This is a genomic window from Nocardioides pinisoli (assembly GCF_024199985.1).
Taxonomy (GTDB): Bacteria; Actinomycetota; Actinomycetes; order Propionibacteriales; family Nocardioidaceae; genus Nocardioides; species Nocardioides pinisoli.
In genome coordinates, this window is record NZ_JANARS010000009.1 from 159,507 (window position 1) to 173,321 (window position 13,815).

Annotated in this window: 12 protein-coding genes and 1 rRNA gene; 2 read left to right on the forward strand and 11 right to left on the reverse strand. The window is 72.7% G+C overall.

Annotated features, from left to right (window positions below; translation table 11 throughout):
- Nucleotides 1-56 precede the first annotated feature (56 nt).
- Entirely contained in the window at nucleotides 57-689 is a 633-nt protein-coding gene (locus tag NCI01_RS18840) for an NUDIX domain-containing protein (RefSeq protein ID WP_254183023.1), read from the reverse strand.
- Between the two features lie 79 nt (nucleotides 690-768).
- On the opposite strand from NCI01_RS18840, the gene pepN reads away from it, so the two are divergent.
- Nucleotides 769-3,216, forward strand: coding sequence for an aminopeptidase N (gene pepN / locus NCI01_RS18845; protein ID WP_254183024.1), 2,448 nt, complete (start codon nucleotides 769-771; stop codon nucleotides 3,214-3,216).
- Between the two features lie 63 nt (nucleotides 3,217-3,279).
- Here pepN and pyrG read toward each other — a convergent pair whose 3' ends face one another.
- From pyrG to NCI01_RS18885, 8 genes are read right to left on the reverse strand one after another with little or no spacing between them, the layout of a single operon-like run.
- Nucleotides 3,280-4,974, reverse strand: coding sequence for a CTP synthase (gene pyrG, locus NCI01_RS18850; protein ID WP_254183025.1), 1,695 nt, complete (start codon nucleotides 4,972-4,974; stop codon nucleotides 3,280-3,282).
- A gap of 11 nt (nucleotides 4,975-4,985) precedes the next feature.
- Nucleotides 4,986-5,879, reverse strand: a complete 894-nt coding sequence (locus NCI01_RS18855) for a copper transporter (RefSeq protein ID WP_254183026.1) — start codon at nucleotides 5,877-5,879, stop codon at nucleotides 4,986-4,988.
- Nucleotides 5,876-7,075: a putative cytokinetic ring protein SteA gene (gene steA, locus NCI01_RS18860; protein WP_254183027.1), complete on the reverse strand. Its 1,200-nt coding sequence runs from the start codon at nucleotides 7,073-7,075 to the stop codon at nucleotides 5,876-5,878. Before steA ends, NCI01_RS18855 begins: the two co-directional genes overlap by 4 nt.
- 15 nt (nucleotides 7,076-7,090) lie before the next feature.
- The gene (gene recN, locus NCI01_RS18865) at nucleotides 7,091-8,863 is read right to left on the reverse strand and encodes a DNA repair protein RecN (RefSeq protein ID WP_254183028.1); all 1,773 of its coding nucleotides are present in this window, start codon (nucleotides 8,861-8,863) and stop codon (nucleotides 7,091-7,093) included.
- Nucleotides 8,856-9,806 (reverse strand): NAD kinase, encoded by a 951-nt coding sequence (locus NCI01_RS18870; RefSeq protein WP_254183029.1) that lies wholly within the window; start codon nucleotides 9,804-9,806, stop codon nucleotides 8,856-8,858. The genes recN and NCI01_RS18870 overlap by 8 nt, the downstream gene beginning before the upstream one ends.
- The gene (locus NCI01_RS18875; RefSeq protein ID WP_254183030.1) at nucleotides 9,803-10,642 is read right to left on the reverse strand and encodes a TlyA family RNA methyltransferase; all 840 of its coding nucleotides are present in this window, start codon (nucleotides 10,640-10,642) and stop codon (nucleotides 9,803-9,805) included. Before NCI01_RS18875 ends, NCI01_RS18870 begins: the two co-directional genes overlap by 4 nt.
- A 6-nt stretch (nucleotides 10,643-10,648) precedes the next feature.
- Nucleotides 10,649-10,834, reverse strand: a complete 186-nt coding sequence (locus NCI01_RS18880) for a hypothetical protein (RefSeq protein ID WP_254183031.1) — start codon at nucleotides 10,832-10,834, stop codon at nucleotides 10,649-10,651.
- Nucleotides 10,835-10,844: 10 nt separating this feature from the next.
- Nucleotides 10,845-11,864 (reverse strand): HAD-IIA family hydrolase, encoded by a 1,020-nt coding sequence (locus NCI01_RS18885; protein WP_254183032.1) that lies wholly within the window; start codon nucleotides 11,862-11,864, stop codon nucleotides 10,845-10,847.
- Between the two features lie 48 nt (nucleotides 11,865-11,912).
- On the opposite strand from NCI01_RS18885, the gene NCI01_RS18890 reads away from it, so the two are divergent.
- Nucleotides 11,913-13,028: a DUF1015 family protein gene (locus NCI01_RS18890; protein WP_254183033.1), complete on the forward strand. Its 1,116-nt coding sequence runs from the start codon at nucleotides 11,913-11,915 to the stop codon at nucleotides 13,026-13,028.
- Here the strand turns inward: NCI01_RS18890 and NCI01_RS18895 are convergent.
- Nucleotides 13,006-13,344 carry a single-stranded DNA-binding protein gene (locus NCI01_RS18895; protein ID WP_254183034.1) on the reverse strand — a complete coding sequence of 113 codons (339 nt, stop codon included), beginning with the start codon at nucleotides 13,342-13,344 and terminating at the stop codon, nucleotides 13,006-13,008. The two genes, NCI01_RS18890 and NCI01_RS18895, sit on opposite strands and share 23 nt — an antisense overlap.
- Nucleotides 13,345-13,671: 327 nt before the next feature.
- A 5S ribosomal RNA gene (rrf, locus tag NCI01_RS18900) occupies nucleotides 13,672-13,789 on the reverse strand.
- Nucleotides 13,790-13,815: the final 26 nt, after the last annotated feature.

Consider the following 13,815-nt stretch of genomic DNA (forward strand, 5'->3'; position numbering starts at 1 on the left):
CTCCTCAGGATCAGAGAGGGGCCACGGGTGTGGCTCGCCTCACAGCGGGAGCGAGACTACTCCGAGACGGAGCCGGGCGTGTCCAGGGTCCCCCGCCTCTTGTGCACCTCGTAGGCGAGCACCGCCTGCACCAGCGGACCCTGCCGCACCCGCCCCTCCAGCACCGCGTCGAGGAGGTCGGCCATCGGCACCCAGAAGGTCTCCATCTCGGCCTCCTCGTGGTGCATCTCGAAGTCGCCGCGCGAGGCGTGGCTGAGCCCGCGCGCGAGGAAGATCTCGTGCACCTCGTCGCTGATGCCCGCGCTGCCGTAGGTGCTGAGCAGCTGCCGCCACTCCGAGGCCTCGAGCTCGACCTCCTCGCGCAGCTCCCGCTTCGCGGTCTCGACCGGCGGCTCGTCCCCCGCGTCGCGCAGACCGGCGGGCAGCTCGACGAACTCGTACCCGCTCGTGTGGCGGTACTGGCGCAGACACATCACCCGCTCGTCGTCGTCCACTGCCAGGACGATCACCGCCCCCGGGTGCTCCAGGCTGATCCGGCTGAACTCCTCGGAGTGGCCGGGCCGGGTGATCCGGTCCTCGCGCAGCGCCACCACCCAGTCGTCGCGGTGCAGGTCCTTGCTCGACACCACCGGCCACGACATCGGGCGGTCGGCGAGCTGGTGCGGATCGTCCCCGCGCGCGTCGGTCATGCCCCGACGCTAGCCGAGGCGCCGAGCCTGCCCGAAAGGACCTGCGTCCGGCTGGTCAGGGTGGGTTAGGTTCGCCCCCATGACGTTGTCGACCCTCACCAAGCACGAAGCGAAGACCCGGTCGGACCTGCTCGCGGTCCATCGCTACGACATCGACGTGGACATGACCGGTCTGCTCGAGGGAGAGGAGTGGCGCTCCACCAGCACCATCTCCTTCACCTGCTCCGAGCCCGGCGCGACCACCTTCGTCGACGTCGCCATGGACGTCACCCGCGCGACCCTCAACGGCGAGGACGTCGACGTGTCCGCCGCGGCCGACGGCCGCCTGCCGCTGCCGGCGCTCGCGGCCGACAACGTCCTGGTCGTCGAGGCCGGCACCACCAACACGGGCACGGGCGAGGGCATCCTCCGCACGGTCGACCCGACCGACGGGCTCGTCTACGTCTGGACCAGCCTCGAGCCCGACGAGGCCCGCCGCGTCTGGGCCTGCTTCGACCAGCCCGACCTCAAGGCGCCGCACCGCTTCGTCGTCACCGCACCCTCGTCGTGGCTGGTGACGTCCAACGGGGCACCCGAGTCGGTCGAGGACGCCGCGACCGACGACGCCCGCGTCTGGACCTTCCCCGACACGCTCCGCCTGTCGACCTACGTCGTCGTCGTCAACGCCGGCCCCTTCCACGAGGTGCGCCAGCAGCACGACGGACACGACCTCGGGTTCTACTGCCGCCAGTCGCTCGTGCCGATCCTCGAGCGCGACCTCGACGAGCTGGTCACCCTCACCCGGCAGGGCCTCGCGTTCTTCGGCGAGCGGTTCGGCTACCCGTTCCCGCAGGAGCGCTACGACCAGGTGTTCGTGCCCAACCTCGGCGGCGCGATGGAGAACTGGGGCTGCGTCACCTACGGCGACGGCCAGCTCTTCCGCACTCCCCCGACGCACGCGCAGCGCGCCGTCCGCGCGGAGTTCGTCTTCCACGAGATGGCGCACATGTGGTTCGGCGACCTCGTGACCATGCAGTGGTGGGACGACCTGTGGCTCAACGAGGCCTTCGCGTCATGGGCCGCCAACTGGGGCATGGCCAACGCCAGCGAGTTCACCGACCAGTGGGCGACCTTCCTCGCCGCCTTCAAGCGCACCGCCTACGAGATGGACATGAGCCCCGCGCGCCACCCCATCCGCAGCGACGTGCCCGACGTCTCCTCGGCGATGTCCAACTTCGACGCCATCACCTACGTCAAGGGCCAGAGCGTCCTGCACCAGCTCGTGGCCTACATCGGCGAGGACGCGTTCGTCGAGGGCCTGCGTGACTACTTCAGCCGCTACGCCTTCTCCAACACCCGGCTCGACGACCTGATGGACTGCTACTCACGGGCCTCCGGGCGCGACCTGTCTGCCTGGACCAAGGCCTGGCTCGACGAGGCCGGCACCGACGTGATCTCGCTCGTCGACGGCGAGCTCGTGGTGGAGACGACCGACGACCAGGAGCCCCGTCCCCACCGGCTCGACATCGCCGTCTTCGACGCCTCGGGCGACGTGCTGGCCCCCGTCGGCCGGTCCTCCCACGAGGTCACCGGCACGCGTACGCCGGTCGAGCTCCCCGCCGGCGACCTCAGGATGCTCAACGCCGGCGACTACACGTTCGCCGCCGTCAAGCCCGACCCGACCTCGTTGCGGCTGATGCTCGAGCGCGTCCAGCAGCTCGACGACCCGCTCGACCGCGCGCTCGTCGCGGCGACCGCCGGTCAGCTGCTGCTGCTCGGCGACGTCGCCCCCCGTGACGTGTCGGCCGCCCTGACGCGCGCGCTGTCCACCGAGACCAGCCCGGCGCTCGTCGAGCCCTTCCTCAGCCAGGCGCTCCTGGTCGCCGACCGCTGGGCACCGGCGGAGGAGTCCCCCGGTCTCCTGGCCGCGCTCGCCGACGCGGTGCTCGGGCTCGTCGACGTCCCGGACGCCCGCCAGGCGGCGCTGCGCACCCTCGCCGCCTCGGCCTCCACCGACGAGCACTGGTCGGTGCTGCAGGCTGCCGCCGACGAGGCCACCGACCTCGACCTGGCCTGGCGGATGGCCGTGCGCCGCGCCGAGCTCGGTGACTACGACGAGGACGCCGTGGGCCGCCTGCTCGAGTCCGACCCCGACCCCGACGCCGGCATGCGACGGCTCGCGGTGCTCGCTGCCCGTCCCGACGTCGAGGCCAAGGAGGAGGTCTGGCGGGCGTTCTTCGTCGACTACGCCGTGCCCGCCAGTCGCGAGACGCTCGTGCTCGGCTCGACGTTCTGGCGTCCCGGCCAGGCCGAGCTGCTCGCGCCGTTCGCGCACCGCTACCTCGAGGAGCTGCACACGCTGAAGGGCGGCCTGCTCAACCAGGGGCTCACCATCCGCGCGATGTATCCCCTCGGTGCCGGCGACGAGTCGTTCCTCGCCGCCGCCGAGGCCGCCGCCGACGACACCAGCCTGATGGCCTACGCGCGCAACCAGCTCCGGTCGAACTCGTTCGTCCTGGGCCGGATCCTGCACGCCCGCCGCCTCTGACCGACCGGGCACTTCCTCGCGCTCAGGAGCGCCGACCGGGCACTTCCTCGCGCCCGTCCGGCGTCAGGACCCGCTGACCTCGTCCTTGCGACGGAGTCCCGACTCGTCGAGCGGGAACCGCTCCGAGCGCTGGCGCTCGATGGCGGCACCGATGAGCCCGGCGAACAGCGGGTGCGGTCGCGTCGGCCGCGAGCGGAGCTCGGGGTGCGCCTGGGTGGCGACGTAGTAGGGGTGGACGTCGGCGGGGAGCTCGACGAACTCGACCAGCCCGAGCTCGGGGTTGACGCCCGAGAAGACCAGGCCCGCCTGCGCGAGGGTGTCGCGATAGGTGTCGTTGAACTCGTAGCGGTGGCGGTGGCGCTCCTCGACGGTGGCCGAGCCGTAGGTCGCCCGCACGACGCTGCCCTCGAGGAGGTCGGCCTTCTGCAGGCCGAGCCGCATGGTGCCGCCGAGGTCGCCGGCGCCCTCGACGTACTTCTTCTGCTCCTCGATCGTGGCGATGACCGGCTCCACCGTGTCGGGGTCGAACTCGGTCGAGCCCGCCTTGGTGAGGCCCGCCACGTTGCGGGCGTACTCGATCACCATGCACTGCAAGCCGAGGCAGAGCCCGAGGGTGGGGATCCCGTGCGTGCGGGTGTAGTGCAGCGCGCCGAGCTTGCCCTCGATGCCCCGTACGCCGAAGCCGCCGGGCACCAGCACCGCGTCGACGTCGGAGAGGTGCTTGGCGGCACCGGCCTCGGTCTGGCACTCGTCGGAGGCGACCCAGCGGATGTGGACCTTCGCGTCGTGGGCGAAGCCGCCGGCACGCAGCGCCTCGCTGACCGAGAGGTAGGCGTCGGGTAGGTCGATGTACTTGCCCACCAGCGCGATCGTGACCTCCTCGGACGGGTGGTGCACGCGGCGCAGGAGGTCGTCCCAGTCGGTCCAGTCGACGTCGCGGAACGGCAGGTCGAGGCGGCGCACGACGTAGGCGTCGAGGCCCTCGCGGTGCAGCACCTTCGGGATGTCGTAGATCGACGGGGCGTCGGCCGCGGTGACCACGGCCTCGTCGTCGACGTCGCACATGAGGGCGATCTTGCGCTTGATGCCCTCGGGCAGCTCGCGGTCGGCCCGGCACACGATGGCGTCGGGCTGGATGCCGATCGAGCGCAGGGCGGCGACCGAGTGCTGCGTGGGCTTGGTCTTCAGCTCGCCGGACGGGCCGATGTAGGGCACCAGGGAGACGTGGATGAAGAAGCAGTTGTCGCGGCCGATCTCGTGCCGCGTCTGGCGGGCCGCCTCGAGGAACGGCAGCGACTCGATGTCGCCCACGGTGCCGCCGACCTCGGTGATGACGACGTCGATGTCGGCGCCGCCCATCGCGAGGATGCGGTCCTTGATCTCGTTGGTGATGTGCGGGATGACCTGGACGGTGTCGCCGAGGTAGTCGCCGCGGCGCTCCTTGGCGATGACGGTCGAGTAGACCTGCCCGGTCGTCACGTTGGCGATCTGGTTGAGGTCGGTGTCGAGGAACCGCTCGTAGTGACCGATGTCGAGATCGGTCTCCGCACCGTCGTTGGTCACGAAGACCTCGCCGTGCTGGAAGGGGTTCATCGTGCCGGGATCCACGTTGAGGTAGGGATCCAGCTTCTGCATCGTGACGCGCAGACCGCGCGCCTTCAGCAGGTTGCCCAGGCTGGAGGCGGTGAGCCCCTTGCCGAGGGAGGAGGCGACGCCTCCGGTCACGAATACGTGCTTGGTCGGCGTCCGGCTCTTCACGGGCTTCGATCCTACCCGAGGGGGACGGGTCCGTCGGCACCCGACGCACCGAACGCGCCGCCGGGTGTCGTCAGCGAGCGCTGGAGGGTGAGGATCGTCGCGACCCGGCCGGCCGCCGTGTCCACGCCGTCCAGGGTCGCCACGGCTGCCGAGGCCGGGTCGGCCCGCAACCGGCCCAGCTGGCCCTCGCCGCCGTCGGCCGTGGTGCCTGCCACGACCACGCCGACCGCCTGGACGGCCAGGCCCTGGGCGAGCCCGGCGAGGATCGCGTCGGAGCCCTCGTCGGCGGCGTCGGTCCCGAGCACGAGCAGCACCAGCGGGGAGCGCTGGGAGACCTCGCCCGGCTTGGCCATCAGGCCCGCGCCGGTGACGGCGTCGGCGATGGCGCGCGCCTTGCCGCTGACGTCCTGCCCCTCGGCCTCCTTCGTCGCCACGGCGATGCCGAGCAGCTGGCCGATCCGGTCGTACGTCGATGCCTCGGCGGCGACGTCTCCCTCGGCCTGCTGGGTCAGCAGCTGGCTGCCGAGCGTGTCGACCAGCGACTTCTGGCCGGGGTCCACGAGGTCCTCGGACAGGTCGTAGCGGGCGCTGACCGTGCCGCCGGCGGCCGACACCTGCTCGGCGAGGGCGGTGACGACCTGCTCGTCGGCGCCGGGCACCGTGACGAGCGCGACCGACCGCTCGGCCAGACGGCCACCCACGGTGGCCGGCCCGAGCGCGGAGACCACGCTCTCGGTGTAGTCGGCCTGTGTGCGGTCCTCCGCCGGGGCGGCCTCCGTGCGCTCCGAGGAGGTTGCGACGGTCGGTCCGACGTCGGAGAGCGGACCGCCGCCGAGGACGATCCCGGCTGCCAGCGCGAGGAAGACGGCGACGATGGTGAGCAGGTGGTGGCGCAGGGTGATCACGGGAGGATTCCTCGAACGTTGTCGATCAGGTCGGACGTGGTGCTGGTGACGCCGGGGGACAGCTCGTCGACCCACTGCTGCCCGACCGGCGTGACGCTCACGGCCGCGGCCAGGGCGAGCACTCCGGCGGCGATGGCGCCGACGAGGTGGCGCGGCCGGACCGCGCCGTCGTAGAGCCGCGGCAGGGCCGCAGCGTCCACGAGGTCGGGACCGAGCTTGAGGCGGGTCAGGAACGTGCTGGCCAGGCCGCTGCGGCGCCGGTCGAGGAACTCGTCGAGCGTGGCGTGCATGCCGACCCCGACGATCAGCGCCGCCTCGTGGGCCGAGGCGAGCAGCAGGGCCGCGTCCTCGGTCGTGGCGGTGGTCTCGAAGCGCAGGGGGCGGATGCCGAGCCGCTCGAAGGGCTCGGTGGCGCTGCGCGGCGCTCCGCGCTCGACGAGGACGACGACGTCGCGCGCGCGGCGCAGGACCGCGGCCGTGGGCAGGTCGTCGGAGCTCCCGGTCACCACCACGACGTCAGGTCGGTGCCCGGCGCTGGCCAGGGCGTCGGCCCCGTGGTCGACGCCGACCAGGACGGGGCGCTGCTCGCGCACGAAGGGCTTGATGCCACGCAGCTCCTGCTCCCAGCCGTGGGAGCGCACGGCCACCACGACGGGGCGTCCGGCCATCTCGGTGGCGGTGCGCGGCACGCCGTGGCCGTGGAGCAGCAGGTCCTGCTCGCGCCGCAGGAACTCGGTGCTGTTGTGGGTGAAGCTCTCGAGCTGGGACGTCAGGCCCGATCGGGCCCGGTCCATCTCCGAGGCGACGAGCTCGGTGGTCAGCTCGCGGCCCTCGCAGATCTGCTCGTCCCCCAGGTGGACCGCTCCCCCGTCGACCCGCAGCGCGGCGCCGTCGCGGACACGCTCGAAGATCTCCGGGCCGACGCTGTCGACCACGGCCAGGCCGGCGTCGACGAGCTGGGCGGGCCCGAGGTTGGGGAAGCGGCCCGAGATCATCGGGCTGGCGTTGACCACCGCGACGACACCGGCGTCGACCAGCGCCTGGGCTGTCGCGCGGTCCATGTCGAGGTGGTCGAGGACGACGACGTCGCCTGCGTGCAGGCGACCGAGGACGCTGGCCGTACGACGATGGACCCGGGCGGGGCCGTGCACGCCGGGCAGGGCCTGGGCTTGGCGGGAGCGGACTGCGAACTTCATGACCGCGCCATGGTGTCAGCCGCGAGTGGGCCTCTCGGGGAGGCACGCCCGCTCGGGCGCGGCGGCCTCGAGGAGCTCGCGGGCGTGGGCCCGAGCGCTGTCGGAGTCCTCGACCCCGGCGAGCATGCGCGACAGCTCGCGCTCGCGGTCGTCGTCAGTGAGCGAGACCAGTCCGGAGGTCGTGACCGTGCCGTCGCTGGACTTGTGCACGACCACGTGCCGGTCGGCGTAGGCCGCGACCTGCGGCAGGTGCGTCACGACCAGGACCTGGGAGGAGCGGGCGAGGGCGGCCAGCCGACGCCCGACCTCGATGGCGGCCTTGCCGCCGACCCCTGCGTCGACCTCGTCGAAGACGAACGTCGGCACCGAGCCGGTCTCGGCCAGGGAGACCTCGAGGGCCAGCATCACCCGCGACAGCTCGCCGCCGGAGGCGCCCTTGTGCAGCGGACGCGCCTCGGCGCCGGTGTTGGCGGCGAGCAGGAACTCCACGTCGTCGATGCCGTGGACCCCGGCGCGCACCCAGCGACCGTCGACGAGCAGCTGGGGACCGGCAGGCGTCTCCGGAGGGGGTGTGTCCTGCTGGGTCACGGCGATCGTGACGGTGGCGTGCGGCATCGCCAGGGACGTGAGCTCGTCGCTGACCGCCACGCCGAGCCGGTCCGCGGCGTCGCGACGCTGGGCGCTGAGCGTGCCGGCGAGGACACCGAGCTCGCTGCGGATGCGGTCACGCCGCGCCTCCAGCTCGGCGATCTGGCCGTCGGTGTCCTCGAGGTCGAGGAGACGCTTGGCGCCGTCCTCGGCCCAGGCGAGCACCTCGTCGATCGTCTCGCCGTACTTCCGCGTCAGCGCCGTCAGCGACGCCCGTCGCTCCGACACCGCGGCCAGTCGGGCCGGGTCGGTGTCGAGGGAGGCGGCGTAGGACGCGACGTCCCCGGCGACGTCGACCAGCAGGTGGCCCAGCTCGGTGAGCCGGTCGGCCAGCTCACCCGCGGCGGGGTCGTGCTCGCGCACCCCCTCGAGGGCGTGCCGCGCGGTGCTCGTCGTGGCGAGCGCGTCGGGTGCGCCGTCCTCGCTGGACAGCGCCTCCCGCGCCGTCTCGGCCGCGGTCCGGAGCGTGTCGGCGAACCCGAGGCGGGTCTCCTCCGCCGCGAGCTCGGCGTCCTCCCCCGGCTGAGGGTCGACGGCCTCGACCTCGCCGAGCCCGAACCTCAGCTGGTCGGCCTCCCGGGCGCGCTCGCGCGCGGAGCCCACGACCTCGGCCAGCGTCCGCTCGGTCGCGACCAGCTCGGCCCACAGGGCGGCGTAGGACGACGCGGTCTCGGCCAGTGCCTCGCCGCCGAAGCGGTCGAGCGAGGCACGCTGGGCGGCCGGGCGGAGCAGCCGGTGCTGGTCGGACTGGCCATGCACGGCCACGAGCGGCTCGGCGACCTCGGCCAGCGTGGTCACCGGCACGGAGGCGCCGCCGACCCAGGCTCGCGAGCGTCCCTGCGCGGCCACGTTGCGGGCGAGGACGACCTGGTCGTCCTCGACCTCGCCGCCGGCGTCCTCCACGCGGGTGCGGAAGCCGTCGAGGTCACTGGCCGCGACGACACCCTCGACGCGGGCCTGCTTGGCGCCCGAGCGTACGGCGCCGGGGTCGGCCCGGCCGCCCAGCAAGAGCCCGAGGGCGGTCACGACCATCGTCTTGCCCGCGCCCGTCTCGCCGGTGATGACGGTCAGGCCGGGGCCGAGCTCGAGCGTCGAGGAGTCGATGACGCCGAGCTGGCTGATCCTCAGCTCCTCAAGCATCGGTGTCCCCGTTGTCGCGGCGCCGGCGCTCGGCGGCGCCGCGCCAGCCCTCGACGGGCAGGTCGAACTTGGCGACCAGCCGGTCGGTGAACGGTGCGTGGTGCAGCCGGACCAGCCGCACCGGCCGGGCGCCGCGGCGCACCTCGATACGGGCGCCGGGAGGCAGGTCGACCGTACGCCGTCCGTCGCACCACAGGACGCCCGAGCCCTCGGTGTTGGACAGCACCTCGACGGCGAGCACCGACGAGGGCGCCACCACCATCGGACGCGCGAACAGCGCGTGCGCGCTGAGCGGGACCATGAGCAGGGCCTCGACCTCGGGCCACACCACGGGCCCGCCGGCGCTGAAGTTGTAGGCGGTCGACCCTGTCGGGGTGGCACAGACGACGCCGTCACAGCCCCAGCGCGACAGCGGGCGTCCGTCGACCTCGACGACGACCTCGAGCATGCGCTCGCGTGCAGCCTTCTCGACGCTCGCCTCGTTGAGGGCGAAGGTGGAGAAGCGCACCTCCTTGCCCACGAGCACGCAGACGTCCAGCGTGAGGCGGTCCTCGGCGGTGTAGTCGCGGGCGACGATGGCGGCGATGGTGGACTCGACGTCCTCCTGCTCCGCCTCGGCGAGGAAGCCGACGTGGCCCAGGTTGACCCCGAGCAGCGGGGTGCTCGTCGCGTGGGTCAGCTCGGCAGCGCGGAGGATCGACCCGTCACCGCCGATGACCAGCACCAGCTCGCACCCCTCCCCCGGCACGTCGTCGGGCTGCGTGGTCTCGACGAGGCCGTCGACGTCCGTCAGCCCGAGGTCGGCTGCCTCGTCCGCGAGGAGTCGTACGGCGATCCCGTGCGCGGTCAGGCTCTGGACGCAGGCCCGGGCCACCTCTCGCACCTCGGCGCGGCCGGTGTGGGCGAGCACCAGGACGCGGCGCTGGGGGCTGGGGGGACTCACGGGTCCACCCTCTCACCCGCCACCCCCAGCGACCCGGCGCGCTCGACCTCGGCGCGGATGTCGTCCGCTCCGATCGAGGCCGGACCACGGCGCAGCAGGAGGAAGAACTCGACGTTGCCGGACGGCCCCGGCAGGGGGCTCACCGTGACGGCCACGGCGCCCCAGCCGCGCTCACGGGCGAGGTCGGCGATCGTGGTGACCGCCTCGGCCCGCAGCCCGAGGTCGCGGACGACGCCGCCCTTGCCCACGCGCTCCTTGCCGACCTCGAACTGCGGCTTCACCATCAGCGCCAGCTCGCCGTCCTCGCGCGTCACCGACAGCAGGGGGTCGAGCACCAGGGCGAGGGAGATGAACGACAGGTCACCCACCACGAGGTCGACCGGCTCACCGATGACGTCGAGGGTGAGCTCACGGATGTTGGTGCGGTCGTGCACCTGCACCCGCTCGTCGCTCTGCAGCGACCACGCCAGCTGCCCGTAGCCGACGTCCACGGCCACCACCTCGCGCGCACCGGCGCGCAGCAGCACGTCGGTGAAGCCGCCGGTGGATGCACCCGCGTCCAGGCACCGCTTGCCCCGGACGTCGACACCGTGGCGGGCGAACGCCGACAGCGCGCCCGCCAGCTTGTGGCCTCCCCGGGACACGTAGTCCACCGAGGTGGGGTCGTCCTTGACCACGATCGCCACGTCGGTCGTCACGCCCGTCGCCGGCTTGGTGGCGGGCGCGCCGGAGACAGTGACGCGGCCGGCAGCCACCAGCTCGCTGGCGTGCTCGCGCGACCGGGCCAGGCCGCGCCGCACGAGCTCCTGGTCCAGTCGCAGACGTCTCGGGGGCACGGTCGTTCAGGCGCCCCGGTGGTCGCCGGGCGCGTCGGGGCGGGCGTCGAGGGCACGCCGCAGCTGCTCGTGGGCGCGCTCGAAGACCGCGACGTGCTCGGGCACCGGCGCATCAGCCAGGGCCGCAACCTCCGCGAGCACGCGGTCGACCGCCTCGACGCCGGTCGGCTCGTGGTCGGGCAGCTCACTCATGGCCGAGACCCTACTCGGCACCCAGCTGCCGGACCGGCCCGGGAGGCAACGTGTCGGAGACGTCGGCCACGCTCCCGGTGTCGTCCAGGTGGCGCCAGCACGCCGTCGCGGCGACGCGCCACCAGTCGGCATCGCTGCCCTTGCCCTCGACGACGAGTCGACCGTCGGCGACGCTCGCTGCCCAGCCGGCGAGCTCCACCGCGGCCTCGGTGATCTCGGGCGCCGGGTGCGGGGCGAACAGCCCGGCGAGCGTCGGGGAGACGTAGGTCGGCCGCAACCCGGGCGGCGCCGCGGCGAGCTCCTCCAGCCAGGTCACCCCGGTCAGCACGAGCAGCGACGGCGCCTCGATCGCGTGCGCGCCCTCGATGTCGGTGTCGAGACGGTCTCCGACCATCAGCGGCCGGTCGCCGCCCACACGCAGGACCGTCTCCTCCATGAGCGGCCTCTCAGGCTTGCCCGCGATCGTGGCGTCGACCCCGGCGAAGCCGGTGATCGTCCGCACCAGGACGCCGTGACCGGGTGCGAGCCCGTAGGGCGTCGGGATGGTCAGGTCGGCGTTGCTCGCCACCCAGGGCAGTCCGTCGCGCACCAGCACCGAGGCACACATGATGTCCCGCCATCGCACGTCCGGCCCGTAGCCGCTCGCCACCGCGACCGCGCCCTCAGGGTCCTCGACAGGATCCAGGCCCGCCTCCTGCAGCGCCACCCGCAGGCCCTCTCCCCCGAGGAGCAGCACACGGGCACCCGCGCCGTGCTCCTCGGCCAGCAGGCGTGCTGCGGCCTGGGCGGACGTCACCACGTCTCCCGGCTCCGCGGCGACGCCGATCGCGGTGAGCTTGGCGGCCACCTGCTGGGGAGTGCGGGAGGCGTTGTTGGTGACGAAGGCGACGTGGCGTCCCGACGCTCGCACCCGGTCGATCGACTCGGCGACGCCGTCGATGGCCTCACCCCCGACGTAGACCACGCCGTCGAGGTCGAGCATGACCAGGTCGTGGGCCTCCACGAGAGGGGTCGTCGACTCCTCGAGCACGGTCCACCCCTTTCCGGATTGTGACGAGCGTCCCCCTACGATGCTCCGATGGACTCCGCCACCGTCGTGCCTCCGTACGTGGCGAAGCCCCTCGAGCTGCTGCCGTTCCGGGCGGTGATGCTGTCCCCGGCGCGCGTGGGCGACCCCGCCTCCGCGCGAGCACTGGCGCGACCCTACCGCGACGTCGCGGCACGCCTGGGCCAGTGGATCGACCGTGGCGACGCGTGTACGGACACCGCACCCGCGCTCTACCTCCACGAGTACACCTCGGGCGGGCTCACCGTGCGTGGACTCGTCGGAGCCCTGCGTATGTCCGAGCGCGCGGACAGCCTTGCCGAGCGTGCGGTCTGGCCCCACGAGGCGATCCATCCCGAGCAGGCCGGCGAGCTGGCCGACCGGATGCTGCAGATGAACCTCAACCCCGCGCCGATCCTCCTCGTGCACCACGGCCGGCAGGAGCTTCGTGACCTGCTCGACGAGGTCGCTCGCGCCGAGCCGGACTGGCGGTACCTCGATCGCACCGGCCAGCGCCAACGGCTCTGGGCCGTGCGGGACGAGGAGACCGTGGCGAGGATCGGCAACCTCGTCTCCGACAGCCGTTGCCTGCTGGCGGACGGTCACCACCGCTACGCCGCCTACCTGCGACTGCAGGAGGAGTACCCGGGCACCCCGTGGGACGCCGGGCTCGTGATGCTGGTCGACCAGGCCGACACTCCCCTGTTCCTGGGTGCGATCCACCGGACCTTGCCCCACGTGCGCCTCGAGTCGCTCGTGCGTGCGTCTCACGAGGCGGGGGCCGACGTCACGGCGCAGTCGCGGCGGCGAGCCCTCGGCGCTCTCGACAGCACCCACCTGGTGCTGACCGACGGCGAGACGTGGTACGCCGTCGCGCCCCGCGGGCTCGTCCGGGAGGCAGCCGTGTCGTGGCTGCACGACCACGTCCTCCCGCGGCTGCCCGGCTCGCGGCACCGACTCGAGCACCACCACACGGTCGAGGAGGCCTTGGCCGCGACGTCGTCCGCCGCACCGGCCGTGCTGCTGCCCAGTCCCGACTTCGAGCAGGTGCGAGCACTGGTCGAGTCCGGAGGGCTCCTGCCGGAGAAGGCGACGTCCTTCCAGCCCAAACCGAGCCTGGGCGTGATCATGCGGCCCGTGAGCGTCTGACGACCTTCGCCGTCGAGACCACCACCTCGACCCGCGACCGGGTCGCTCCCCCGGCCTGGTAGAACCGGCAGCACATCGCCCCCGAGACCTCGACGGCGTCGCCGGCACGCCAGCTCGCGACCTTCCGGCGCAGGGCGGGCGTCCAGGCGGAGCAGGGGATCGAGTCGACCCGCTGGCCGGACGCTGCGCCGCTGGACCGACCCGCGTTGCGACCGCGCGGGACCGAGATCCGGAAGCTGACGAGTGCGTCCCCGCTCGGCAGGTCGACCACGACCGGGACGCTGGTCAGCCGTCCGCGGAGCCGGACCTCGTTCATTCCGGGCTCATCGTCGTCGCCAGGTGGTCCAGACCGGGGCCGGCCCGACGGGTCGACAGCCGGCTTGCGGGCCCGCTTGGGTGCGGTCCCGCCCGGTCGCTTGTTCGAGTTCTTCTTCTGTGTCGTCGTGTCCACTGTGGTCACCGTGCACCTCCTGGGACGACTCTGACTCCCAGGAAGGACACGGCGGGTGCCCAAGGACCGGAGGTTGTGGACAGCACCGCGATCAGCGCAGCTGTGGACGCTGAATGGTCAGACACGTCACGGCACACAACCGCAAATGCAGAAGTGGGGCCACCCGAAGGTGACCCCACTTCCACAATGTTTGTCCGGCGGCGTCCTACTCTCCCACAACCTCTCGGTTGCAGTACCATCGGCGCTGAAAGGCTTAACTTCCGGGTTCGGTATGGGACCGGGTGTTTCCCGTTTCGCTATGGCCGCCGTAACTCTTTCAACCTGTCCAAACCTCCG